At 54.0% G+C, this 26,076-nt stretch carries 14 protein-coding genes; 9 read left to right on the top strand and 5 right to left on the bottom strand.

Annotated elements, in window-relative coordinates; all coding sequences use genetic code 11:
* Positions 1 to 443 precede the first annotated feature (443 nt).
* The 3 genes from JE47_RS0104020 (at position 444) to JE47_RS0104010 (ending at position 6,285) form a co-directional block, all read left to right on the top strand.
* Positions 444 to 2,837 (top strand): RelA/SpoT family protein, encoded by a 2,394-nt coding sequence (locus JE47_RS0104020; protein ID WP_031458511.1) that lies wholly within the window; start codon positions 444 to 446, stop codon positions 2,835 to 2,837.
* A gap of 18 nt (positions 2,838 to 2,855) precedes the next feature.
* On the top strand, positions 2,856 to 3,782 hold the full coding sequence (locus tag JE47_RS0104015; protein ID WP_031458510.1) for an A/G-specific adenine glycosylase: 927 nt from the start codon (positions 2,856 to 2,858) through the stop codon (positions 3,780 to 3,782).
* Between the two features lie 112 nt (positions 3,783 to 3,894).
* Complete coding sequence (locus JE47_RS0104010) at positions 3,895 to 6,285, top strand: hybrid sensor histidine kinase/response regulator (protein ID WP_031458509.1); 2,391 nt, start codon at positions 3,895 to 3,897, stop codon at positions 6,283 to 6,285.
* A 319-nt stretch (positions 6,286 to 6,604) separates the two neighbouring features.
* On the opposite strand, the gene JE47_RS0104005 is transcribed toward JE47_RS0104010, so the two are convergent.
* Positions 6,605 to 8,023, bottom strand: a complete 1,419-nt coding sequence (locus JE47_RS0104005) for an aspartate ammonia-lyase (protein ID WP_031458508.1) — start codon at positions 8,021 to 8,023, stop codon at positions 6,605 to 6,607.
* 500 nt (positions 8,024 to 8,523) lie between these two features.
* Between JE47_RS0104005 and dnaE the strand changes: the two genes are divergently transcribed.
* Entirely contained in the window at positions 8,524 to 12,309 is a 3,786-nt protein-coding gene (dnaE, locus tag JE47_RS0104000; protein ID WP_031458507.1) for a DNA polymerase III subunit alpha, read from the top strand.
* 49 nt (positions 12,310 to 12,358) lie between these two features.
* On the opposite strand, the gene JE47_RS0103995 is transcribed toward dnaE, so the two are convergent.
* On the bottom strand, positions 12,359 to 13,579 hold the full coding sequence (locus JE47_RS0103995) for a hypothetical protein (protein WP_031458506.1): 1,221 nt from the start codon (positions 13,577 to 13,579) through the stop codon (positions 12,359 to 12,361).
* A gap of 310 nt (positions 13,580 to 13,889) precedes the next feature.
* Between JE47_RS0103995 and JE47_RS0103990 the strand changes: the two genes are divergently transcribed.
* Entirely contained in the window at positions 13,890 to 15,134 is a 1,245-nt protein-coding gene (locus JE47_RS0103990; protein ID WP_031458505.1) for a hypothetical protein, read from the top strand.
* 1,103 nt (positions 15,135 to 16,237) lie between these two features.
* Here the strand turns inward: JE47_RS0103990 and JE47_RS0103985 are convergent.
* Entirely contained in the window at positions 16,238 to 16,852 is a 615-nt protein-coding gene (locus tag JE47_RS0103985; protein ID WP_031458504.1) for a superoxide dismutase, read from the bottom strand.
* Positions 16,853 to 16,943: 91 nt separating this feature from the next.
* A complete protein-coding gene (locus JE47_RS0103980) occupies positions 16,944 to 17,576 on the bottom strand; it encodes a helix-turn-helix transcriptional regulator (RefSeq protein ID WP_031458503.1) in 633 nt (210 codons plus the stop codon).
* A gap of 469 nt (positions 17,577 to 18,045) precedes the next feature.
* On the opposite strand from JE47_RS0103980, the gene apbC reads away from it, so the two are divergent.
* From apbC to JE47_RS0103960, 4 genes are all read left to right on the top strand, one after another.
* Positions 18,046 to 19,140: an iron-sulfur cluster carrier protein ApbC gene (gene apbC / locus JE47_RS0103975; protein ID WP_031458502.1), complete on the top strand. Its 1,095-nt coding sequence runs from the start codon at positions 18,046 to 18,048 to the stop codon at positions 19,138 to 19,140.
* Positions 19,141 to 19,239: 99 nt separating this feature from the next.
* On the top strand, positions 19,240 to 20,301 hold the full coding sequence (gene moaA, locus JE47_RS0103970) for a GTP 3',8-cyclase MoaA (protein WP_031458501.1): 1,062 nt from the start codon (positions 19,240 to 19,242) through the stop codon (positions 20,299 to 20,301).
* A gap of 67 nt (positions 20,302 to 20,368) precedes the next feature.
* Entirely contained in the window at positions 20,369 to 21,340 is a 972-nt protein-coding gene (locus JE47_RS0103965) for a small ribosomal subunit Rsm22 family protein (RefSeq protein ID WP_031458500.1), read from the top strand.
* Positions 21,341 to 21,752: 412 nt separating this feature from the next.
* The gene (locus JE47_RS0103960) at positions 21,753 to 24,848 is read left to right on the top strand and encodes a PAS domain-containing protein (RefSeq protein WP_031458499.1); all 3,096 of its coding nucleotides are present in this window, start codon (positions 21,753 to 21,755) and stop codon (positions 24,846 to 24,848) included.
* On the opposite strand, the gene JE47_RS0103955 is transcribed toward JE47_RS0103960, so the two are convergent.
* Positions 24,837 to 26,072, bottom strand: a complete 1,236-nt coding sequence (locus tag JE47_RS0103955; RefSeq protein WP_031458498.1) for a glycosyltransferase family 4 protein — start codon at positions 26,070 to 26,072, stop codon at positions 24,837 to 24,839. The genes JE47_RS0103960 and JE47_RS0103955 overlap by 12 nt on opposite strands.
* Between the last annotated feature and the right edge of the window lie 4 nt (positions 26,073 to 26,076).

Genomic DNA, 26,076 nt, shown 5'->3' with positions numbered 1-26,076 from the left:
GGGCGGGTAACCTAACTATCCAACGGCGCTGACGAGAATGATCGTCTTATCAACGTGGGGCCAGGAAGTTCCCTCTTTTGTGCCTGTTTCTCTTTTCTGTTTCCTCACCGAACCCCGGCCAGGTCAGGTGAAAACTTTCAAACCGCTGCTCCTCACAACCCGGCTTGACATCATTGCTCACGAGTGTTATGCTACATAATCAAAGACAACTTGTGCGTTACGATCACGGAAGATCGTCGCTCGGGATGAAATGCGGCCTGGCGTTGCACGCCGGGCGTTTTTGATCAAATATTCTTTCTGTAAACCTGCAAGCCTTTCATCAGCAACAAAGACGGCTGGATAATAACGACTGACTGCTTACTGTGCGGGAATTGGTTTCATCCGCGCCTGATCGAAAAGCTGAAAACAATGGCGCACCCTCTGTCCTGATAGGAGCGGCTCTTATGGATGATGTAGCAACTACCGCTCAGGTACTTGAGCTAACGGCAACGATACCGGATGAGTGTAAATCAGATGACCTTTCGCCACTGGCAGCCGAACTGCTTCAGCATCCGGTAATGCACATTATCGTTAAACAGCAACAAAAACGTGGCTGTCAAACATCCCTCGAAGCGGTGCAAGTAGCTTTTGTGAGAGCCTATCATTCGCCTTCAGTAGAAGCCCTGATTGCCCGCCATCGCGATTACCTCCCCTCTGCCGATTTTGATCTCATCCGCCGCTCGTATGCTCTTGCTGCAATTGCCCACGAAGGACAACGCCGACAGTCAGGTGAGCCGTATCTTGATCATCCGATTGCAGTCGCCATTATTTTGCTCGACCTCCGTCTCGACACCGAATCGATAGCTGCTGCGCTGTTGCACGATGTGGTTGAGGATAGCGAGGTGCCGATTAGCGTTATCGAACACTTCTTCGGTCAGCAGGTTGCCAGTCTGGTTGATGGAGTAACAAAACTTTCTGGTTACGAGAGCAAGAGCAAGGAAGAAGCTCAGGCAGGGACGTACCGTAAACTCATTATTGCTTCTGCCGACGATCCGCGGGTTGTGCTGATCAAGCTGGCCGACCGCTTGCATAATATGCGTACTATCCATGCTACCCCACCGCAAAAGCAGCAGCGGGTAGCCCGTGAAACACTCGACATTTATGCGCCGCTCGCCCATCGTCTTGGGATGTGGCAGATGAAATCGGAGCTAGAGGATTTGGCGTTTAAGACGCTGCATCCCGACCGCTATCAAGAGATTGCCCGTGGCCTGGCGATGCGCAAAGAGGCGCGTGACCAGATCGTGCAAAAAGTTATTGCCCAACTGAAAGAGATGTTGGCCCGCGAGGGTATTAAGGCCGAGGTGACCGGTCGCTCGAAGCACATTTACTCGATCTGGCGCAAAATGGAACGAAAAGGGGTGCCGCTCGAGCGCATCTATGATCAGCTTGCCGTGCGGATTATCGTTGACGATCCAAATAATGAGGTAGGCGCGTGTTATCAGGCGCTGGGGGTAGTACACGGCAAGATGAACTGGACGCCGGTGATGTCGGAGTTTGACGATTATATTGCTGCTCCGAAAGAGAGTTCGTATCGCTCGATCCACACAACCGTTATTTTGCCGGAAGGGCTGCACTGTGAAGTGCAGATTCGTTCAACGAAGATGCATGAAGAAGCCGAGCACGGCATTGCAGCACACTGGCGCTATAAAGAGGGTTTCAATACCCGCAGTGATCGCGATTACGAAAACAAAATTCGCTGGTTACGCGAGCTGATCTCGTGGCGCAATGAAACGACCGACCGCGAATTTGTCGATATGTTGCGCGCCGAATTTGAAGAGCGCGTCTTTGTGTTCACGCCAAAAGGTAAAATTATCGATCTCCCTGAAGGATCGACACCGGTCGATTTTGCGTATCGCATTCACTCTGAAGTGGGGCACAGTTGTATCGGTGCGAAAGTCAATGACCGCCTGGTACCACTCGATTACGAATTACGAAACGGTGAAATTGTTGAGATTCTAACCTCGAAACACCAGCGCGGCCCCAGTCGCGACTGGTTGCGTTTTGTGAAGACACCCTCGGCTCGGAACCATATTAAGCGATATTTCCGCAGGCTGGAGCGCGAAGAGAACATTGCTGCCGGGCGTGAAATGCTCGAAAAAGAGCTGAAACGTTATGGCTTAACCCAGGTCAGTTTCGAGAAACTGGTTGAGCTGGCCGGCCCAACTGTGCGCTCGATTGATGACCTCTTCTACCAGATCGGGGTTGATGACCTGAACGAGCGGACACTCGTTCAGAAGCTGTTGAGCGAACAACAGCTTTCACAGGCACAGAGCGAACAAGCGGAACTGGAACAACAACTACAACTACCGCGTGCTCCCCAACCAATAGCCCGAGTCAGCGCTAGTGGCGAGATTTACCTCGAAGGTACCGGTAAAATTGCCTCACGGCTTGCACGCTGTTGTAACCCGGTTTTTGGTGAACCGATAGTTGGTTTTACAACCCGTGGTCGGGGTGTTACCGTTCATCGCACCGATTGTCGCACGATCCAGAATCTCAGTGCTACCGAACGCAATCGTCTGATGCCAGTATGTTGGGGGAATACCATCGGATCAAATCAGTTCTTCCCGGTACCGTTGCGGATCGAAGCCTGGGATCGGGTGGGATTGTGGCGCGATATTTCAAATGTGATCGCCGATGCCGGTATCAATATTGCCGATGTGAGTCAAGGCAAGCGTTGGGCCAATGGTCGCACCATTCTTAATGTGACGGTCTCGCTGCAATCGATGGCTCAACTGTCGCCGTTGATCGAGAAAATTAACCGCATTCCCGATGTGATTGATGTCTACCGTAAGACGTAGACTACGTGTTGAGGTTTGATGATCGAGGCAATTCGTTCCAGGCTACTCCACTGGTTTGCTAAACACGGACGAGACCTGCCCTGGCGCCGAACCCGCGATCCCTACGCGATTATGGTCGCCGAAATTATGCTCCAGCAGACGCAGGTCGATCGGGTTATCCCCAAGTATCATGCGTTTTTGACGGAATTTCCCACCATAACAGCCCTGGCTACTGCTTCCACGGCGGATGTGATCAGATTGTGGGCCGGTCTTGGTTATAATCGGCGGGCGATTCATCTGCAACGTGCTGCCCAGATCATTGTAGAACAGTATGATGGTCAGGTTCCATCATCGGTAGCAGCATTGCGTAAGCTTCCCGGGATTGGCCCCTACACTGCCGGTGCTATCGCCTGCTTTGCTTTCGAGCAAGATGTGGTCTTTCTGGATACCAATATTCGCCGTGTTGTGCGGCGGTTATGTGTTGGCCCTGATCACTGGCCCGCGCCATCTGATGCAACACTTTTAGCCCATGCCGAAGCATTGTTGCCCGTGGGCAAAGGCTGGGAATGGAATCAGGCTATCATGGAATTGGGGGCATTGATTTGCACTGCCGCTGGCCCGGCTTGCTGGCGTTGCCCGTTACGCCAATACTGTCGTGCGTATACTGTTGCGGTTGCGGCTGATAGTGAGCTGGTACTGACTCCGGCCACTCCGCAGGTGAAACGAGTGGCTGAAACTCGCTCTGCAGAGCCGTTCATTGGATCAAGACGCTGGTATCGCGGTCGAATCATCGCTACGTTGCGGAATTTACCAACAGGAACAGTACTACCTTTGGCCGAATTAGGGCAACGAATACGCGCCGATTATACTGCGGAGCACGAAACCTGGTTGCAGAAACTGGTCGTCGATCTGGCTCGCGACGGTCTGCTGCTTGTAACCGAACAAGGGGTTCGTTTGCCCGACTAAGCGCATTACCTGGAGGACAGATCAGGCAACATGTGATGAACGGCTCGGCCGTTTGCCGCGCCGATTATCAATGCAGCCTGGGGAATGTCGTAACCTGGAGGGAGTGTGATTGATGCACACCATTCCATCATCTCTTCGCAATACAGTGATAGGATTGTGGATTGCTGCGCTATTGGTAGGTGTGATCTCTAGCCTGCTGGCTCCACCCGTCACGATTGATCTGGCCACATTGCTGGCTACCATCCTTTTTGCTGTGGGGCTGACCGTCTTTGAATCCCTCACGATTGTGCATCAATCTGACCGTCCTCTAGCAGTGACTCTGGCTGTGTTGATTGGGGCAATGATCATTTTGCCCTGGCCACTCTTTTTACTGGCGACGGCCATTGGTGCTGTCGCCGGGGCATTGGCGCGTCAGGCTGAATGGTGGCAGGCGCTTGTCCTGGCATCTATTCGCTGGATTGCTCTCACTGCTGGCAGCGTCGTTCTTATCATAGCTGTTCAGCAGCACACATTTGAAGCTAACGTTGCCTCACCGTTCGCCTTCTTCGGTCTGATCAGTTGTGGTCTGATCATCTACGTTATCGAGCGGCTGGCCAGTGCCAGTCTAACGGCCCCGAATACCGGTGAAGGTTTTCTCTCTGCACTGCACTGGCGATGGGATGATGCTGGCTGGTATGCGTTGATCTATGCGCCGTTTGGTGGAGTATTGGCAATTCTCTGGCAGCAGGATGTGTGGGCGTTTGTGCTGGGGATGGCGCCACTGATGATGGCGCAGATCAGTTTGCGTCATCAGCATCGGCTAGAAGAAGCTCTGAACGTTACCAACAAGCAACTGCAAGCAGTGAATGAACGTTTCCTTGCTCTCTCGCGCCAGACCGAGCATCTGCAAAGCCTGATGGTTGTGCTTCTGACCAGTCGTGATGTGCCAACAATGCTCAATTTACTCGGTGAGCGTCTAAGTGTGCTCATGGGTGCCGATAGTGCGTGGGTAACACTGTATGATGACCAGGGGACCCTTCAGTTGGTCGCTTCACATCATTTGCCGGTAGCCACAGGTGGGGTTGGTCCACAACCGATCCCGTTGCCGCACGCTTACGCAACTGCCCTGGAGCGCGGACGGGTAACTCTCTTTACAAATCAGCATGTCCAGATGCTGGCGCCGGTCGCTGCTTTGACGCAGCACTCCACCTGGCAGGCAATTATTATGTTGCCGTTACTCGATGAGCAACGTCCGCTCGGTGCAGTCTGTCTGGCGTTCGAGACGGTACGTGGTCTGAAAGAAGATGAGCAGCGTCTGCTTGCTGCCTTTGCCCGCCACGTGGCGACAGCCATTCAAAATGCCCGGCTCTTTCGGCGCTGGCAAGAATCGCAAATCGAACTGGGGCGCTCGGCGAAACTTGCAGCCGTGGGCACGTTTGCTGCCAGTATTGCTCACGAATTCAACAACCTGCTGGCAGGTATGTTAGGGTATGCTCAGTTGGGGTTGGCTGACGATAACGTTGACATAAAAAACGAAGCTCTCAAAGTCGTCCTCGACACCTGTAAGCGTGGCCGTAGTATTACCGGTAGTCTGTTGACCTTTGCCCGTCGGCGTGATTCGCGTCGTGAACTGTCAGACCTGCGCGAAGTGGTTGAAGGGACTCTCACGCTCATGGAGATTGAGCTGCGTAAACATAACATTCGGGTTGTCCGTCACATTGATATGGTTCCGCCTACCGTCTGTGATGCCGGTCAGATTTCGCAAGTATTCTTAAATCTGTTGACTAATGCCCGTGACGCGATGAAACCACAGGGTGGCACGCTGACCGTAACCCTTACTTCGGATGACAAATGGATCTGCTTGCAGGTCGAAGATACCGGTTGTGGCATCCCCGAAGCGATTCGACGGCAAATCTTCCAACCGTTTGTGACAACAAAAAACACAACCGGCAGCCAATCGGGTACCGGCCTGGGGCTGGCCGTCTCGTATGGCATTATCAACAATCACAATGGGCACTTTGAAGTCGAGAGTGAGGTTGGCAAAGGCACAAAGATGACAATTCGGCTGCCGATTGTGTCGGAAGAACCGGCTGAAGCTACGGCAGCACCTATTCCAGCACTGCGGATGCTCGTTATCGACGATGATGAAGCATCGGCACGCACGCTCACTACTATTCTTGAACAGGCCGGTCATCAGGTGACCTATTGTGCACACAGCGGTGAGGCGGTTTCGATCTACACAGCGCAACCGTTTGATATTGTGTTGAGCGACGTGGTGATGCCTGAACTCGATGGGATCAGTTTGCTGAATGTCTTGCGGAGTTATGACCCAACCGCGAGTGTTATTCTATTTACCGGTCAGATCGAACCCGACCAGGTAGCCACTATGGCTGCCAGTGGGGCCTATGCGGTACTACGCAAGCCTTTTTCGACGGATGAACTGCTAGCGACGGTACAGGCGGCCTACCATGATCGTGAGCGGGCCAAACGAGCGTTAGCAGGGGTTGCCGAAGCTATTCGCTAGCCGTTGTCAGGCCGGGAATATCCAGCCCCACGCTTATTTGACGTCAATCCCGGCAGCGTTTTCAGCGTTAACTGACCTGTGCCGTAACAGAGCGACGCCAAAGAATGTTACACCGACTAACGACGATCCCCGCTCCACGCTCTTTAAGCGTGAGGCGTGGGTTGGCGCTATGCGGTGTGCGACTGGCATCCCCTCACTTCACTCAGTCGCTTGGGGCAGGTTGAAAACCTGCCCCGCCCCATTGCTATGACCATCCTCCTACATTTACGTGCACGACCACGAACGAAAAGAGTGCAGACAACCGCTCACGAAAGCTGTGCTAACCGGCGGCTGCAATGCCCTGAATACCGCCCTCGGTCATCTTCCGCACATCAAGCAGCTCATCAACCTGTTCAGGGGTGAGCAGACCCTTCTCGACGACCACCTCCTTGATCGTCTTGCCGGTTGCCATCGCCTCTTTCGCCACTTCAGCACCGTTGAGATAACCGATAACTGGGTTCAGAGCGGTGACCAGAATAGCATTCTTGGCCAGCCAGCCAGCCGCCTTTTCCCGGTTGGCAGTGATCCCAACCACGCATTTGGTCGTGAAGGCATTGATCGCGCCGATCAGGACGTGCATCATCTCAAACAGGTTATGAGCAATGATCGGCATCATAACGTTCAGTTCGAGCTGACCGGCTTGCGCAGCCAGGGCTACTGTAAGATCACAGCCTTGCACGTGGTAGCAGGCCATATTCAGCATTTCGGCCAACACCGGATTCACCTTGCCTGGCATAATTGAGGAACCGGGTTGGACTGCCGGGAGCCGAATTTCATCCAGACCGGTAGCCGGCCCAGAGGAGAGCAGCCGGAGATCGTTGGCAATACGCCCGAGCGTAATGCAGAGGGTGCGCAGACTGGCTGAAAAGTCGGCGGGATCGGCCATGCTCTGCATCGACTCAAAGAGATTGCCTGATGAGTACAGTTCCTGGCCGGTCAATTCGCTCAACTTGGCTATCATGCGGCTGTGATATTCGGGATGCGCATTGAGACCGGTACCGGTTGCTGTACCGCCAATCCCTAACCGACGGAGCCGATTGGCAGCCGTGGCGATACGCTCACGGTCGTTGCGGACTGCTTTCGCATACGCGCCAAACTCTTGACCGAGGCGCACCGGAACGGCGTCTTGCAAGTGCGTGCGTCCTGACTTGACAACATCATCAAATTCGACCGCCTTCTGCTCAAGCGCATCGGCAAGATTATCGATGGCTGCGAGCAGTTCGGGTAAGCGCCACAGACAACCCAAACGAATAGCCGTTGGAATGGTGTCGTTGGTTGATTGTGCCATATTCACATGATCATTTGGGCTGACCGGCTTCTTTGGGTCATCAAGCCTGTAACCAAGTATCTGGTTGGCACGGTTGGCTAAGACCTCGTTAACATTCATGTTGTGAGACGTACCAGCACCGGCCTGGAATGGATCGACAACAAATTGATCGGCATGTTTCCCGGCCAATACTTCATCGGCGGCCTGAATAATCGCGTTGGCAATGTGTGGATCGAGCAGACCGAGATCGCGATTAACTTCAGCCGCCGCTCGTTTGATCATCGTTTGCGCCCAAACGAACGCCGGGTATGGACGCATTCCGCTAACCGGAAAGTTCAATACAGCTCGTTGCGTTTGTGCACCGTAGAGCGCATCAGCCGGTACTTGCATCTCGCCTAACGAGTCGCGTTCAATGCGATAGCCTTCAGCCATGAGTTCAGCTCCTTTCATGCGGCAGAAACGCATAAGATGCTCTGCCGGCAAGAATTGTGTCGCGTGCAGTGCGATTGTATCACATTCTGACCCGGTAACCGGTGCGAGGTGATTTGGGGCGATTGAGCCTTATGGCCGATCATCGGCAATCACCTACCGCAGAATTATGCAAGAGGCGGCGGCGGTTTCCGCAGGGTTGGGGCGGGCCAATGCGGACAATACCGCCGATACGGGCGATACGTATAGGACGCTTGGAACCGACAAGGGCGACTCAGGTTTACCAAAATAGCTTACAGTTTCATGAAAGCCTGTTCGCAAGCGGCTATCGGTGTGCTATAATCGAAGCGGAAGTATGCACGGTGTGGTGCAATTTATGTCTATATAAAAACAAAAAATCGACACCATCCTTATTCTTTCGGACAAATGTTTCAGATTTAGATCGCGCTTTTGCCCTTGTTCTCGTTTGTCGAGTGTAAACTGTTTTTAGAGACGAGTACGCCATGCACGACTTCGTTCATTTGCATGTCCACTCTGAATATAGCCTGCTCGATGGCTATGCTACCACCAAAGGCATCGCCCAACGTGCTGCCGAATTGGGGATGGACAGTATTGCCTTGACCGACCATGGCGTCATGTACGGCGCAATGGAGTTCTACGAGGCGGCCAAAAAGGCCGGCATTCGGCCAATTATTGGGGTTGAAGCCTACATGGCGCCGGGTTCGCTCAGCGACCCAATGACCAGAGGGAGCAAAAACTACTTCCATCTTCTGCTCCTGGCGCAAAACGAGGTTGGCTACCGCAATCTGGTCAAGCTCACCACCCGCGCCCATCTTGATGGTATGGGGAAGGGAGTCTTTGCGCGCCCCCGCATTGACCGTCAGTTGCTCGAGACCTATCACGAGGGCTTGATCGTCACCTCGGCCTGTCTGGCCGGTGAGGTACTGCACCACCTCAAGCAGGGTGACCGACGTGCAGCCGTTGAAACGGCAGCGTACTATCGCGATTTGCTTGGCCCCGACCGTTACTACCTTGAGTTGCAATTGCACGACAATACGCCCGAACTTGAAACACTCAATGAAGAGCTGGTGCGGATCGGACGCGAGCTTGGGATACCACTGGTCGCTACCAGCGATGCACATTTCGTCCGGGCGGAAGATAAAGCCACACAGCACAAGATTATGGCGATGGGTATGAACATGACCTACGCTGAGTTTTGTGCTCGCGAATACGCCATGGACGAGAGCTACCATATTATGTCGGGCGAGGAGATGTGGGCGAAATTCAAGCGGTACGGTTCTGAACCGCTCGAAAATACCCGCCGTATCGCCGATATGTGCCGACTGAAACTCGAGTTTGGCCGTGTACAGTTGCCGGTATTCGAGTTGCCGCCAGGTCACGATGCTGCTTCCTATCTGCGGCTCGTTTGCGAAGAGGGGTTGATGCGCCGTTTCAACGGTCAACCACCCGATGAATATGTGCGTCGGCTCGACTATGAGCTTGATGTTATCAACAAGACCGGCTTCCCCGACTACATGTTGATCGTGTGGGATTACGTGAAATTTGCTCGTTCACGGGGTATCCCATGTCTGCCCCGTGGCTCGGCCGGCGCTTCACTGGTGCTCTACGCCCTGGGGATTACCGACGTTGATCCGGTAAAGAATAAGCTGCTCTTCGAGCGGTTCCTCTCGCCGGAACGGCTGGAGATGCCTGATATTGATACCGACTTCGCCGATTCGCGTCGTCAGGAGATTCTGGACTATATCGCCAATAAGTACGGACGTGAGAATGTAGCCCAGATTATTACCTATGGTACGCTTGGTGCGAAGGCGGCCATTCGTGATATGGGTCGGGTACTCGGTCTCGATCCCAATGAAGTAGATCGTGTCGCGAAGCTGATTCCAGCGTTGCCGGTAGGAACGACTATTGCTCAGGCCCTTGAGCGGGTTCCCGAACTGAAGCAGATCTACGAGACGCAACCGCACTTGCGTGAATTGATCGATGAAGCACAAAAGGTCGAAGGGCGGATGCGTTCAGTCGGTACCCATGCGTGTGGTGTAGTGGTGAGCCGCACCCCTCTGGAAGAGATTGTGCCGCTCCAACGCACGACTAAAGATGAGAATGCGTTGATGGCGGCGTTTGAAGGCCCTACGCTGGCGAAGATGGGCCTGCTCAAGATGGATATTCTTGGCCTGACAAACCTTTCTGTCGTGGCCGAGGCGCTCAAGTATATCGAGCAGACAACCGGGCGACGGATGTGGCTCGATGAAATTCCGCTTGACGATCAAAAGGTTTTTGAAGCATTAGGACGCGGTGAAACAAAGAATGTCTTCCAGCTTGAATCGGCGGGTATGACCCGTTATCTGATGCAACTGAAGCCAACTCGTGTGGAAGACCTGTACGCGATGGTGGCCCTCTACCGCCCTGGTCCGCTCGAGCAGATTCCGGTCTATATTCAAAACAAGAATAATCCATCGCAGATCCGTTACCTTCACCCGGTGCTTGAACCGATCTTGTCTGACACCTACGGCGTGATCGTCTACCAGGAACAGATTATGCAACTGTTGCAGACGGTCGCCGATTATACGCTCGGTCAGGCCTATATCGTGATTAAGGCGATCAGCAAGAAGAATCGTGAGCTGATGGCCGAAAACGAAGCGATCTTTAAACAGGGCTGTCAGCGTAAAGGTATCAGCAAAGAGATCGCCGATCAGCTCTGGGAATTGATCTTGCCCTTTGCTGGTTATTCATTCAATCGTCCCCATGCCACCCTCTACGGTTTGCTCAGCTATCAGACGGCCTGGCTGAAAGTGAATTATCCGGTTGAGTATATGACGGCGGTTTTGACCGGCGCTGGAGGTGTGATTGAAGATGTCACTAAAGCGGCCATCGAGGCCCGGCGGTTGGGGGTTGCCATACTTCCGCCTGATGTCAACCGTTCGCAGAAGGGATTTACGATTGAACCACTGGCTGAGCCATTGCCACCTGGAGTCACGTATAACCGTGGCATCCGCTTCGGTCTGATGGCTATTAAAAATGTAGGTGAAGGCCCGGTAGAGGCGATTATCGCCGCTCGTGAATCAGGTGGGCCATTTCAGTCGCTCGAAGATCTCTGTGCGCGTGTAGACCGCCATGCGCTCAATAAACGAACTCTAGAAAGTCTGATCAAAGCGGGTGCACTCGATTCGCTACCCGGCACTCGTCGCCAGAAACTGGCCATCCTTGACCAGGCAGTAACTGCCGGTAGTGAAGCGCAGAAAGCGCGTGAGATCGGCCAGAGTAGCCTGTTCGACATCTTTGGTGGGATGCCCGGTAGTAACCCAACTGTGAGCCGCATTCCGCTACCGCTGATCAATGAGACTGCTGCTGATCAGAAAGAGGTTCTGCGCTGGGAAAAAGAGCTGCTGGGTCTGAACCTTTCCGATGATCCAATTGCGAAGGCGCTGGAAGGGATCGATACAACCGGCGCTACCGATCTCGGCTCGATTGAAGCTGAGCATATTGGTGAGACTCTTACCTTTGTGGGTGTGCTAAGCGGTGTGCGGCGCATCGCAACGAAAAAGGGTGAGACGATGCTGGTCGCAACGCTCGAAGACCTGACCGGCAGTATTGAGCTAGTTGTCTTTCCAAAGGTGTTGGCGAAATGTGCTGATCTGTTGCAAAACGATGCCGTCGTGCGCGTCACGGCGAAGGTTGATAATCGCCGCGATACGCCGCAACTGGTGGTCGAGAGCGTGGAAGCACCGCAAAGTATTGATCAGGCAATGTCAGTTCAACCGGTTGAAATGGACCTTGAAGGTGTCAGTGATGATCTGAACAGCGAGCTAAAGATCGAGCTGCCGTCACCCTCGGTAGTCGAACCGCAACCCGCTGTAGCTGTTGCTCCTTCGCCACCACCGTCCCTTTCACCTGCTAAACCGCCCGCTGTTCGTCCACGCCAACCGGTTAAGTTAGCCAGTCACGGGAACGGCAATGGTGATGGTTATAGCAATGGTCACTCAGCAAGCCGGTCGAGCGCACCAGGTGCAGAAGGAGGGCGGGGTGAAGGGGTATCGGCCCGCAACCTTCGTATCTACCTCCCTCGTAGCCACGATTTCGATGCCGATGTTGCCCTTATGCAGCATGTTCATCAGATTCTGAGTAACAGTCATGGCCACGACCAGGTAACACTCTATGTACCAAATGGGGTTGGGATGGTAGTACTGCAATCGCAGCATACCATCACTATTTCCGATGCCCTGATTGCCGAGCTGAAGCAGGTGCTTGGACCTGAGCGTGTTCTGGCATGAAGGCCTAGATTGCAGCGGTTCCCGTGGGCTGTGTCGTCAGCCCACGGGTTTAGCGTGAGAATGCCCCTAAAAATGTCTGCTGAGAGTGGTGACTGAAGAGCACCAGCGAGTAGTCACCAGCGGGCAAATCTTGCAGTGAGAATTGTCCACTCACCCTACCATCACCATCGGCGCGCACGGTCGTTACTGTTACCGGTGGCGCCCCACCAGGTGGGTTGTACCAAATGCCGACCGGTTCGCCGGGAGCAAAACCGTCGGCGGCATAGGTCAGTATTGGACCGGTTATGGTCATGGTTGGGGTACGCCAGAATGTGCGTTCGGAACCGGTGCCGATGAATGTTTGGGGCAGGTTACTCTGTCCTCTTCCAAACATATTGGTCGCATCACGATACCAGAAACGTGCTACGCGCCCCAGTAGAACTCCTGGAGAACTCTCCTCTCGTACCCGGAAACGGATCGTTATCGTTACCAGATCACGAACAGATGCCAGCGCACCGGTGCGAATGGTTATCAAGCCGGGCCGCACATCACTGACCCAGACATCCGGGCGACTGGTTTGGGCGTCGAGCAACACGAGTTCGTTGTCGGCAAATGGTAATTCAATCGTTGCTTCGAGTGCTGATCCCTGTCCATAATTTTCGAGCACTACATCGAGCGAAAATACCTCACCGGGCGCGACCACATCATTAACCCGTTGTGCTAGCACCAGCCTGGCCGGTCGTGCTCCCAATGCCGGGTCGACGGTATACTGCACGTCGTCGATCAGCCACGTATCCTTTGGCCCACTCACTTCAATAACCGTGATAGTCTTGCCAGCCGGAGCACTAAATGTCACCTGATCGAGGCGACCGGTGAGAATATTGGGCAGCACTTCAGCAGTAGCGATGACGGCACCATCGGAAGCTGTAGCGGTCACACAAAGGATATCTGATGTCGAGACATAGATACTGAACGAGAGCACACCTGCCGGTAAAAAAATTATTCCTGTTCCGCTTCCGCTTACCCGACCGAAGCCATAGCCGTTGATAAAAAAGGCACAGGTCCCCCCAAAATCGGGACAGGAATCTGGAAATGGTGCATTGTAGCGACCGCTACGCAGATCACCAAACCGCCAACCGGCACTGAAGCGCAGCCCCCCATATTCGCCAATATCTACGTTGTCGGGAAAACCCTCGAAGTCAAGGGTGAATGTCAACAGTGACTGCGCATTTGCCACTGCCGCAGCGCAAAGATGCCAGAGGGTAACACCGAGAACCAGCCAGCGGTACATAATGGCCTCCGTAGAACAGCGATGTTCTTATTATAGTCAAGAAGAGGCCATCGAGAAATAGGAAATTTCTCAGAATTGGCACCCACGAGCTAACAATTTTGTGAGGTTGAATCGGAACACACCATACGAAAACGCTCTCAGCGTACATCAGATTTCACTATTCGGCTCTTTCGGTGCTATAGTAAGATCACGTCGATAAAGTGTGTAACTTCCCTTCAGATCGCACGTACATGTTTACAAGCCCAATCTGAGCGGGTGGAACAGCGTTATCGTCAGTAAGGTTTTGTCGTGCTCTACATGGGGAGGTCGTATGTCTCACAACTATCGGCTCTGGTTGGTTTCGCTCGTCAGTCTATTCCTACTCGCTCTGACAGCCTGTGGTGGTGGTAGTGCAGCTCCAACTGCTGTCCCAACTACTGAACCAACGCAGGCCGTCGCACTCCCCACCCGTACTCCACGCCCGACCGTAGCTCCGGCTCGACCGACTGCAACTCCTCGTCCTTCACCGACGACAGCAGGGCAAAGCGGGCAGTTGGCGTTGGTAGACATTGGCCCGCTCAAGACCTATGATCATCCGAGCGGTGTGTTTAAGATCGACGTTCCCAACAATTGGACGTTGCAGGATAACAGTTCTAGTGCAGAGCTGTTATTGATCTGGACAGACCCAACAGGCAATGGTGCAATTCTGGTTAATATCTTTGAGGATAATCGCAATTATTCTGATAGCCAGCTCGTAAAGCTGCTCACCGATTTCCTCGAAGAGCGTTTTGGTCAACAACCAGATTTCTCCTACGAAGACGCAAAACCGCAAAGTGACGGTAGTCAACTGGTTGTCTGGTCTTATACCGCCAGCGCTGACAACAATATCCAAACCACGTTGTTAGGAAATAGCTTCGTCGAGCAACGAGGGAACAAAGTCTCGATCCTGACTACCCTGGTGCCTCAAGAGCAATTCGAGATGCTAGTGAGTCAGACTGACGAGATTATCAATACCTATCGCATCAATCCCAGCGCTGCGATTGGTGGTGGGAGTAATACGCCTGCTACCGGTGGCACCGTCCTCGCACCGGTTCAGGTCGGTCGCCTCCGAACCTTCAATCATCCCTCTGGTGTATTCCGAATCGACATCCCTGAGAACTGGTCATTGACTGACAATAGTCGTCCCGGCGAGTTGATACTCGTCTGGAATGATCCCGCCAATAACGCAGCGATTATCGTGGACGTTTTGGAAGATAGTGCAACGTACAGCGATGATCAGTTAGTCGATAAGATGATTAGTTTCCTGCAATCATCTTTTGGCAACCAGCCCGATTTCTTTTACGAAGACCCTAAACCACAAAGTGACGGCAGTATCCTGATCGTCTGGGGGTTCACAGCAACTGCATCAAACAATGTCCAGGCCTCGATGTTGGGGAACAGTTTTATCGAGCAGCGTGGGAACAAGATTTCGGTATTGACCACACTGGTACCGGCGGATCAATTTGACACGCTCGTGAGCCGGACAGACGAAATTATCAATACCTATCGCCTCGATCCCGATGCCAGGGTGCCGTAGATACACTGGGATAGTGGGTATCTAAGCGCGATCCGAAATATCTCATTGCGGGCGATGCAGTTCGTTGCTTGTCGCCCCTTGTCAGATTGGTGGGTGAGCGAAAGGGGCATATCCCACAAGCCGCAACCTCGGTCACCGGTAGGTATTGTTGGTATGCGACAACCGTTGGTATCGACTTCTAGGGGCGAGGTACCACCGCGCCCTTTGGTCTTACGAAAGACTGGGTTGCGTTCGTGCATATCAACAGGCGGGCCAGCGGCCCGCGCACCTGCGTGCACATATCAAAGGGCGAGCCAGAGGCTCGCGCACCTGAGCGTAACCCTGCGCGTGCATATCAACAGGCGGGCCAGCGGCCCGCGCACCTGAGTGTAACCCTGCGCGTGCACATTAAAAGGCGATCCAGAGGCTCGCGCACCTGAGCGTAACCCTGCGCGTGCCCAACAACAGGCGGGCCAGAGGCCAGCGCACCTGCGTGTAACCCTGCGCCTGCACAACGAAAGGCGGGCCGGAGGCCCGCGCACCTGAGCGCGCAGATCGAAAGGCGGGCCAGAGGCTGGCGTACCTGAGCGCGCAGATCGAAAGGCGGGCCAGAGGCTGGCGTACCTGAGCGCGTAGATCGAAAGGCGGGCCGGAGGCCCGCGCACCTGAGCGTGCAGATCGAAAGGCGGGCCGGAGGCTGGCGCACCCGAGCGCGTAGATCGAAAGGCGGGCCGGAGGCTGGCGCACCTGAGCGCGCAGATCGAAAGGCGGGCCAGAGGCTGGCGTACCTGAGCGCGTAGATCGAAAGGCGGGCCGGAGGCCCGCGCACCTGAGCGTGCAGATCGAAAGGCGGGCCGGAGGCTGGCGTACCTGAGCGCGTAGATCGAAAGGCGGGCCGGAGGCCCGCGCACCTGAGCGCAATCCTGAGCGCGTAGATCGAAAGGCGAGCCAGAGGCCCGCGCACCTGAGCGCAATCCTGAGCGCGTAGATCGAAAGGCGGGCCAGAGGCCCGCGCACCTGAGGAAAGGCAACCTATTCTTCAGACACTCTCTGAGAGGAACATGGGTTCTTCCAGTTCACTCACAGCAGAGATATACGATAGCGTTATACCCCTCTATCAAGCACTAGCCCTTCGCAGCAGCGTAATGCTCAGCAACCTTCGCCCAATTTACCACGTTCCACCAGGCATCAACATAGGCTGCACGCTTGTACTGATATTTCAGATAGTAGGCGTGTTCCCACACGTCGATGCCGAGGATTGCCGTCTTCCCCTCCATCAACGGATTATCCTGATTGGGTGTGCTCATAATGCTCAGGCTGCCATCTTTTGCGGCTACCAGCCAGGCCCATCCCGACCCGAATCGGCCCAGGGCTGCTGCTTTAAACTTCTCCTTGAAGGCATCGAAGCTACCAAAGGCAGCATCAATTGCCGCAGCCAGCTCACCATCGGGCGCACCACCGGCATTGGGGGCCATAATTTCCCAGAAAAAGGTGTGATTCCAGTGCCCGCCGCCGTTGTTGCGTACCGCGGTCCGAATGGCTTCAGGAATAGCGTCAAGGTTGCTCAACAGCTCCTCAATCGTCTTACTCTGTAACTCAGGATAATTTGCCAGCGCGTTATTCAGGTTGGTCACATAGGTCTGATGGTGATTATCGTGGTGAAAGTGCATCGTTGCTTCATCGATGTACGGTTCGAGAGCGTTGTAGGCGTAGGGTAACGGTGGAACTTCAAAGGCCATGTGAAACCTCCATATATTTCGAGCAGCGACGGCCACCTTTGGCCGTCATCGTGGGTACACATCTATTGTACCGCGAAGCCAGAGAAGATTGCTAGCCTGGAATCCGGTAGCGACAACAATGACCACCGCTGGCAATCGTCGTATCGCGTTCGATAGTCGTTGCTAGCAGCTCTTCGTACAGACGTAACTCTTGTGCGCAGATTTGTGGATAGCGACGGGCGACACAGTCAAATGGACAGTTGTACTGGATGAGCAACCAATCCCCTTGCTCGCCTTGCTCACATTCGCACATATATCCCTGGTCGACTAGCGCCTCGGTGAGCGCAGTGATTTGGGCTGCTCGAGGTTTATCAGCCAGTTGTGGGGCCAGTCGTGTGAAGAGGGTTTTACGACGCTGTTCGAGGATTTCAGTGACTCCCGCTTCACCACCCACAGCGGCGACGCTCTCAATCAGCTCACAAACGAGACGCTCGTAGTGCTTGGGAAAGAAGGATTCTGCGCGTTCGGTAAGGGCATAAAGATGCGCCGGGCGACCAATATTGCGCCGTAGACCGCAAATGTATACCAGCCCTTCCTGCTGTAAAGCGGTGAGATGCTGACGAATACCGACTGCACCGATTTCCAGTGCCTCGCTCAGCTCAATCGCACTCATTTGGCCGTGACGCCGCAGTAGTTGCAAGATACTGCGCCGGGTTGCTCCCTGCTCTTTGCGCTCAACTTTCATCGGCGTTATACCACTTTACGAGTTTGTATCTATTGAATATGCTTAATGCGAGTATATCAATCGCGATACGCGCTGTCAAGCAAAATAATCACAGACAGAGGCAGCGTTCTCAGCCTTGGGTGACGCAACAGAGGAACTCCGGCGGACACCTAGGTGCGCGGTCCTTCAGTCTACGTTTAGCGTGCGATTGGAGGGCATTAGCGTCTCCTGCCCACCGGTAAGATGGAATGTGCCAATCGATTTCTCCACAGGGCGAGGAAGGGGAGTGAAGCAGGTTTAGGAACGTACCTTGATCGCGACAACAATGGGTATAATAGGAAAGAGTGCTTGTTTCCCCGCTAGTTGTGAATGACCAAGACGTGCAATCTTAACGCGATAACGCTTTATTGTTGGCGACTTTAGTAACATTCTTCTTTTCTTATTCTCTGGTATAATGCAAAAAGATACCGACAAAACATGGAGTAGATACATGGGGCGCTTATCAAATCATCAATCGGCTACGGTGAGCGAAGAGCAGATTCTGGCCGCTCTTCGCCATGTACAAGAGCCAGAGTTGGGGGGTGATCTGGTCTCCCGGCAGATGGTCAAGCATATTGCCATCTGTGACGGGATTGTTCGTTGTACGATTGAACTGACAACCCCGGCGTGTCCATTGAAAGATCAGATTCGTGCCGAAGCTGAAGCCGCAGTACAGGCTGTACCAGGCGTCAAAGAGGTACACATTGATTTCACGGCCAATGTACGGCGTCCAGCCGGTATTCCTGAACAGGCTGCTATTCCTGGTGTAGCCAATGTTATTGCAGTGGCTGCCGGTAAGGGTGGGGTCGGGAAAAGTACAGTAGCGGCCAACCTGGCGGTCGCTCTGGCGCAGATTGGTGCACAGGTTGGTCTGCTCGATGCTGATGTGTTTGGGCCGAGCTTACCGCTGATGTTGGGGGTGCGCGGACAACCGATGGCTGTCAGTGATGCTAGTGGTCAACCGATGATGTTGCCACTTACCGGCTATGGGGTTAAAGTGATGTCGGTTGGCTTCTTAATCGACGAGTCACAGCCGGTGATCTGGCGTGGACCGATGGTCAGCCAGTTGTTGCGCCAGTTTCTGTATCAGGTTGCCTGGGCACCGCTCGATTACTTGATCATCGATATGCCACCTGGCACCGGTGATGTTGCATTGACACTGGCTCAGAGCTTGCCATTATCCGGTGCGCTGATCGTGACCACGCCGCAACAAGTGGCGACCATTGATGTGGTCAAAGCCATGGAGATGTTTCGCAAAGTTAATGTCCCGCTGCTGGGCATTGTTGAGAACATGGCTTACTTTATTGCACCTGATACTGGCAAACGGTATGACATTTTTGGCACCGGTGGCGCTCAGCGATTGGCGCAGCAATTAGGAGTACCGGTGCTGGGTCAGATTCCACTCGGTATCAGTGTGCGTGAGGGGGGCGATAGTGGCCAACCGGCAGTGATCAGCGATGCCCCCGATGCGTATGCCGATATATTCCGTGAATTGGCCCGCCAGGTTGCGGCCCGTATTTCAGTGTTACAGTACGCCACAGCATGATTGCTCGGTCTGGTCGGTAGGCATCACGGTCTGCCGACCAGTACTCTCTTCCCAATCGGTTGTTCGCTCGTCGTTTGATGATCACAATGAGGTGAGGCTATGGCCGCTCATCAGCTCGCTGGTACGACTCCCATTATCTTCTACGACCCAACCCGTCATCCGCGTTATGCCACCGATGCACCGGCACTCGATCAATATGGCCGGCGAATTGATTATCTGAGGGTTTCGCTTACCGATCGCTGCAATATGCGTTGCATCTACTGCATGCCGGCAGTTGGTGTGCAGTTTGCTCCTCGTCCTGAGCTGCTGACTAATGATGAACTCTTATTGGTGATCAATGCAGCCGCCCGTGCCGGTTTCCGCAAGTTGCGCCTGACCGGTGGTGAACCGACGCTCCGCCACGATCTGGTCAATCTGGTACGCGAACTCAAGCGGATACCCGGCATCGAGCACATTGCAATGACGACGAATGCACTGCGTTTGCGTAAACTTGCCCAACCGTTGCGTGATGCCGGTCTTGATCGAGTTAACATTAGTATTGATACTCTCGACCCGGTGAAGTTTCGCATCATAACTCGTGGTGGCAGTCTCGATGAAGTGTGGGCCGGGATCGAAGCGGCTGATGCTGCCGGTTTGCATCCGATCAAACTGAATGCGGTGGTCGTGCGCGGGATGAATGATGAAGAAGTGGTGCGGCTGGCCGGATTAACGCTGGAACGACCGTGGGAATTTCGTTTTATCGAAGTGATGCCACTTACCGGTGTTGCCGGTTTGGCCGAAGAGGGAATCGTCGCGAGCGCCGAATTGATCGCCCGTCTCGAACAGCACTACGGTCCGCTGGAGGAGATTGGTCACGCACCAAGTGATCCTGCCCGTACCTACCGCATTCCTGGGGCTAAAGGCGTTATTGGCTTTATTTCGAGCGTCAGTGATCCCTTCTGCGCAACCTGTAACCGCATGCGTCTCACCGCCGATGGCCGCCTGCATCTCTGTTTGTTACGTGACGATGAAGTGGATTTACGGGCGGCAGTGCGTGCCGGTGCCACTGTGGAAGAGGTTGAACAGATTATTCGTCACGCAGTGTATATTAAACCGTGGGGGCATGGCCTTCCGGTCGGTGTCAAACCGACACTGCGTGGTATGTCAGAGCTGGGTGGATAACGCAAGGTTGCCTTCAAGTATCAGACAGGATAGTGGTTGTATCTGTTGACTGATTGTAACGCAGCCTATGCAACTTCCGCCATCTTTGCAGCATACGCTTGAGCGGGTTATTGCCGAACAACCGCTGACGGCACTCGAACGAGCGGCGCTTGAACTCTCTACACGTTACCGTGAGCAGGGAACCGGCAGCATACCGGTGATCAATACTCCGCTTGACGCAGTTGCCTATGCCGCGTGGCGAATGCCGGCCACCTATGCAGCCCTACGGTCTGTCTTTCGACGGTTGGCCGAGAGTCAACCCGATTTTGCACCCAAACGGATGCTCGATATTGGCGCCGGTAGCGGCGCAGCAATCTGGGCTGCTGCCGAGCAATGGCCTTCTCTCCAGCACGTTGTGGCAATTGAGCGACAGCCAGCTATGGTCCGGCTTGGCAAGCAATTGACGATTAGCACCAATTTGCCGACAGTGGTGTGGCAGCAGCAAGATGTCATGACACTTGATCGTCTCCCTGAAAGCGATCTGGTTGTCGCCGGGTATGTGTACGGTGAGATTGAAGCCACGGCGCGCAACCTGTTCTTGAGTCGGCTGTGGAAAGCAACCAGCGGGGCACTGGTATTGGTCGAACCAGGTACACCTGCCGGGCACACCACTATTTTGCATGCCCGCGGCGAGCTGATCAAGCGCGATGCCTATTTATTAGCACCATGCCCTCATACTGCTTCCTGTCCGCTAGCTGAACGTAACGACTGGTGTCATTTTAGTCAGCGTATTGCTCGTCCGGCCTTTCAGCGCCGGTTGAAAGGTGCTTCTGCACCGTTTGAAGATGAGAAATTCGCATACCTGATTGTTAGCCGACGCCCGGCGCTGCCGGTGAACGGACGGATCGTGCGCCATCCAAAAATCTACAGTGGTCGCATCGAGTTACAGGTCTGTACTGCCGATGGGTTGCAATTGATAACCGTCACTCGTAGCCAGGGAACTATCTGGCGTCAGGCTCGTGATAAAGAGTGGGGCGATAGCTGGTCGGACAGAGGGTAGGGTCCCAGCACCGCTATGTTCCTCTCTGTGGAGTGGGCAACGTGGGCACAGGCGATGCGCCGGGCGGGGCAGGGTATCGGTAGGTACACGTCGCCGTCGTTCCCTTCCCCGGAATTCCGTCGGCGCCAGGCCAGTCGTCCATCGTGTGGGTGCTATGGATTAGGGTGCATCCGTGGTGGACATAACGATAGGATATTCCGGATAGACACCAAGACAGGTTTTCTTTGTCTGTGCATCAGCACACCATTCCCAAAGCGGGGGTTGAGAACCTTCCATCCGCACGCTTCTTTTCTCAACTCATCAAAACTCTTTGTCTATCTTCAGACGTAAGCACTCTTGGTAACGGAGTGCTATAATAGTAGATGCCCGGTGCGATCCGTCGCCTCGGCTACAGATTTTTAAGGATACCATTATGGCTGACGCTCGCACCCACCTCCTCCTCTTTGCAATTGACGATCTGCGTGAGCTGATTACCCAAATGCTTGCGCCGTTTCATCACATTACGTATGCGTTTGTGACTGACTTCCCCGAACTAATCCAACTGGTTGATGATCAACCTCCAACGTTCATCCTCTGCCGACCGGAGGTTCGGTATCTGATGCCGGTCAGTACTTCCTTAATCTTGATTTGCGATCCTGAAGATCTTGCCCTTGATCGGTTTATTGCCGAGCCAGGGGTTGTTGATCTCTTGTTTGCCGACGATTTCCGTCGTCTCCCGTTCATTCTCCACCGTTCAGTTCATTATCGGCAACCGACTGCTCGTGAAATATATCGACTACGGGCAATCATTGATTACATCCCCTACGGGATCATCGAAGTTGATATGAACAGTCGGGCCATTCAGTGGTCCAATTCGGCCATGAGTCAACTTTTTGGTTATTCCACAGCGGAACTGATCGATTTACACTTTGAAGATTTTTATCCGATGGATGTTCGCGCCCAAATCGTGACGTTGTTTCAGCGTATGCTAACCGGTGATTCCTCATCACTCGCGAACATTCTCTGTCAACGTCGTGATGGTACTACTTTTTACTGCAACATTGTACCAGGTGGCATGTATGGTAACGGGCAGCGACTCATTTTTATCTTTTTTGCCGATGTGACAACCGAATATCAGAGTTTGCAAACCCTTCAAATCAATGCTCAGCGGCTAGAATTAGCTTTACGTGCCGCCAATCAGGGCCTTTACGATATTGACCTCCAAAGTGGAGCAACAACGGTAACTGACGCATACGCTACGATGTTGGGTTACGATCCCGCAGCTTTTATCGAGACTAACCAGAGCTGGCGTGAACGAATTCATCCTGCTGACGTAGATCGGGCGTATCAAGCCTACCTTGACTATCTCGCCGGACGCATTCCCGAATATAGAGTGGAATTCCGCTCACGGATGCGGCAAGGCGGCTGGAAGTGGATACTATCGGTAGGTGCAATTGTTGAACGCGATGAACAGGGTCATCCGCTCCGAATGATGGGTACGCACACCGATATTAGTGCACTGAAACGTCTGGAGTTTCAAGAGCGATTACGGGTGCAGCTCTTCACCAGCCTGCTAGGAGGTGGAGATTTGAATACCTTGATGAACATTTTGTTACAAGCTTTTGAGGATGAACAGCCTGATACCCGGTGTGCAGTTGTGCTATTCGATCCCGGTGGCTATCAAGTAACACAAGTTATCGCACCACACCTGCCGCAACCCCTGATTGAAGCGCTGAAACAGCCGGAGCCACACCTGACTAATCCACTCTGGCAGTTACTGATCACTCAACAGCGAGTAATGATACCTGACTTGCAAGTCGATCCATTGTGGGCAGTTTATGCCAAACCGGCCCGAGAGCACGGTTTGGTGACCCTATGGGCCGAGGCGATTTTCGGGACGGGCGGTGTTATAATCGGTGCATTTACCGTCTGGTCGGCACGTGTGGCTGTGGCCGAAAACGAAGAGCTGGCGCTTTTACAGTTTGCCGGGCATCTGGCCGGGCCGGTAATAGAACAACATGTGATTGCCGAACGGTTACGTCTGAGCGAAGAGCGATACGCGCTGGCTGAACGGGCTGTGCAAGACGGGGTATGGGATTGGGATATTACGAATGGTGTGACCTATCTCTCGCCGCAGTGGAAGGCTATGTTCGGTTTCACCGAGGATGAGTTGCCGAATACAATCACTACCTTTTTCGAGCGTATTCATCCAGATGACTGGCCAGCAGTGACGAAGGCGCTTGATCGTCACTTTGCAGGTCAGGAACCGTTTCACATGGAATTTCGCATGCGCTACCGTGACGACAAATATCGTTGGGTTTTGGCGCGCGGTGAAGTGTTGCGCAATGAAGATGGTCATGTCGTGCGCATGGTCGGTGCGTTGAGCGACATCACCGAGCGTAAGCACCTGGATGAGCGCATCCGTGAAACACAGAAGTTGGAAGCATTAGGTCTACTTACCGGCGGCCTTGCACACGATTTCAATAATCTGCTCGGTATTATCATTGGGAATCTCGATCTGTCGCTCTTTGACTGGCAGGGAGATGAAGAAACCAGAAAATCGTTAGAAGCGGCGCTGCAAGCTGCACTACGCGGTGCTGAATTGACGAAAAGTTTGCTGGCTGTTGCTCGTCGGCAACCGCTCGCGCCAACCACGATCGATGTTTGCCAGATTGTGCGCGAATTCCTGCCCTTGATACAGGTGACGGTTGGTTCGGCTATTAAGGTGGAGCTGATCGAGCAGACGACAGTCACAGTACGGGCGGATCGAGCCGGATTAGAGGCTGCACTCCTCAACCTGGTGATCAATAGCCGAGACGCGATGCCCCATGGAGGCAGTTTGATCGTTAGAGTACGCGAACAGCGGGTGACAGACGAAGATACGATGCTATTGGCAATTCTGTCACCTGGTTGCTATGTCAGTATTGACGTTGTAGACACCGGTACCGGTATGACGCCAGAGGTGGCTGAACGGGCATTTGAACCGTTCTTCACCACAAAGGAACGTGGGCGCGGCACCGGTCTGGGGCTGGCAATGGTCTACGGCTTTGCCCGTCAATCGGGCGGCACTGCCCAAATTTATTCAACATCGGGTTTGGGAACGACAATCCGGTTGTACCTGCCATGTGCGGGAGAGTTGCCGTCTGAAGAAGTACCATCCGTTCCAATTACCGAACGTCGCGGTGCCCGTATTTTAGTCGTTGATGACGATACAGCACTCCTTCAGATCACCGTGAAGACGTTGCTCGCACTCGGCTATACGGTTGCTGCGACCAGCGATGGGCAAACAGCGCTGGCCCGATTACAGGCTGAACCGTTCGATTTGTTGCTGACCGATGTGGTGATGCCTGGGATGGATGGGCCGACGTTAGCTGCACGGGCCCGACAGGTTGATCCCAAGCTCAAGGTGCTCTACATAAGCGGTTTTGCTGCCCTGCAAGGGATAGACTTGAACGACGAGCACGTGCTTGAGAAACCGTTTCGTTCCAGTACACTTGAAGTGGCCGTGCAACAGGCACTAAGTGATTGATCGCTGTGTCACCGCAGCATCCAGCACACGCAATACCTCGGCAGCCAGACGCTGGCGATCAAAGCACCGTTCGGCCAGCAGACGTGCGTTTTGTCCGGCCTGGTGGGTGAAGGTCGGATGATCGCGGAAGAAGACGATCTGCGCTGCTAGATCCGCAGGATCGCCAGCTCGTGCATAACGACCACACTGGTGTTCGGTTACCAGTTGGCGGAGCCAGCCAGGAGTGTTGACAATAACCGGTTTTCCGGCAGCCAGGGTGTCGAACAGTTTATTGGGAGAACAGGTTGCCAACACCGGTACCGCTTTGAAGATCGTCAGACAAACGTCTGCCGCAGCGACCAGATCGGCAATCTCGGTTTTAGGCAATGGATCGATAAACCGCACGTTGTTCAAACTGTAACGCCGACTCTGTTCTTCTAACCACGGCCGTTGACGGCCCTGACCGGCCAGCGCGATCAGGATGTCGCTCCGTCCTTGCTGCTGCAAGACATGTGCTGCCTCAATCACCTGGCCCAGATCGTTTGCTTCTCCCATCGTACCGAAATAAAGCACGAGAAACGGTGGTTCACCGAGTTGTTCACGCCAGTGTCGACCATCACGTTGTGGATGAAACAGATCAAGGTCGGCTGCATTCGGGATGACACTCACCTTTGTTGGTGAGATACCGGCATCGATCACTCCCTGTCGCATGCCGGGTGAGAGGGCGATAATGTGGTACGAATAACGGTAAATCGCTCGCTCAAGCCAGCGTGCCGCCAGGATGAGCAGTGGATGGCGAAGTGCTCCCATCTGAATCGGCGCTTCGGGCCACAGATCACGTACTTCAAACACTAGTGGCACCCGATGCCAGCGACTGGCCAGCATCCCCGGAATCCCGATCGTTAACGGTGTGCTGGTAGCGAAGACGACATCGGGCCGCTTAACACGCAACACGACGAGCAGGCTGACCATGGCAAAGAAGATAAAGGCGATGATCCGCCAACCGTAGCCAATCGCCGTTCCTCGATGATAATCGGCATAGCCGGCCCGCACCTCAATGACCTTGATACCGTCAACAGTGGATTCGCGCCACCATCCGCCTGACCACGGGTGCTGCTGATTGGCTGCTGTCACTATCGTCACTTGATGGCCTTGGCAGACGAAAAAACGGGCAAACTCGTATGACCGTGTGCCCCCTACCCCAGAGCGAGTTGTAAAGTATTGATGCAGATAGAGGATGTGCATTGGG

It is taken from the genome of Chloroflexus sp. MS-G, from assembly GCF_000735195.1.
In the GTDB taxonomy this organism is placed as follows: Bacteria; Chloroflexota; Chloroflexia; order Chloroflexales; family Chloroflexaceae; genus Chloroflexus.
The sequence above is the reverse complement of the archived record's forward strand: the minus strand, read 5'-3'. Positions and strand labels throughout refer to the sequence as shown.